This window comes from Treponema sp. R6D11 (assembly GCF_054786075.1).
Genome location: NZ_BDHD01000504.1, coordinates 1 through 901, shown reverse-complemented (window position 1 = coordinate 901; position 901 = coordinate 1). Strand labels below are relative to the sequence as shown.

Genomic DNA, 901 nt, shown 5'->3' with positions numbered 1-901 from the left:
TTTATCATCCGAACAACATGAACCATGAAGAAGCGTAATAATTGGGAATAACCATACAAAAATAATTTTAATCCGCATTACTCGTTTTCCTTGTTTATCTTCTCTTGGTTTGCTTTCTCCTGAATATCGGCTTCCCATGCTTTAACCTTGTTTTCCTCCTCTTTTGCAGCATTATACCAACTACGTAACTCGTGGTTATCAGGTAAGTCATCCAAATAATATGTATCTGCTTTAATTTGGTCTTTACTTTTTTTTAAGCCTCCTAACCAATTTTTTATGCTATCCCACAAAGTACTAAATCCAAACTCGTATGAACCGTCCTTTCTTTGTCTTATTTTAGTATTAACAGGTTTTAATGGTGAATCATCGGAATCATTTATCTTGAATATTACTATTCTCTCTTTTTTTCGATCATATGCTATTACACCATCAATTCTTAAGTTGTTTTCTCCTGGTGGATATTTTTTCCCTGGCTCAAGCATTTCTCCTTGTTTCCCATCAATTTTATTTTCATATTTTACATAAACATCATCGGTACCTTTTTTATAGTTTACTTCCGTTCCATTGGGATCAACATACTTCACCGGATTATTCCCCGCGTAGTGGTACACGTGCAGGTTCACGACGTTAAACACCCCGCCCATTCCAGGCAGATTGCCGTTTCTTTTTCGCGCCTCGTCGTCGACGGGCGCGGAGGGTATATAATCCCCCATGGCGGGATCCGTCGATATCCACCTGCTCGTTCTCGGATCCAGGTATCTGGCTCCGTAGTAGTAGTAGCCAGTCTCCTCGTCCAGCTCCTTGCCCGTAAACCGGTACGGCAACGCACCTTCCGCCAGGTCGTATTTGTGCTCCACCCATATCTCCCCGTACGGCGTGTACTCTATCCTCTCGTGCAAAT

1 protein-coding gene is annotated in these 901 nt (G+C 41.7%); it reads right to left on the bottom strand.

Going from position 1 to position 901, the window contains the following annotated elements; translation table 11 throughout:
* Positions 1 to 77: 77 nt before the first annotated feature.
* Positions 78 to 901, bottom strand: an 824-nt coding sequence (locus ACYVTD_RS14290) for an RHS repeat-associated core domain-containing protein (RefSeq protein ID WP_461248391.1), incomplete at its 5' end; no start/stop codon positions are given.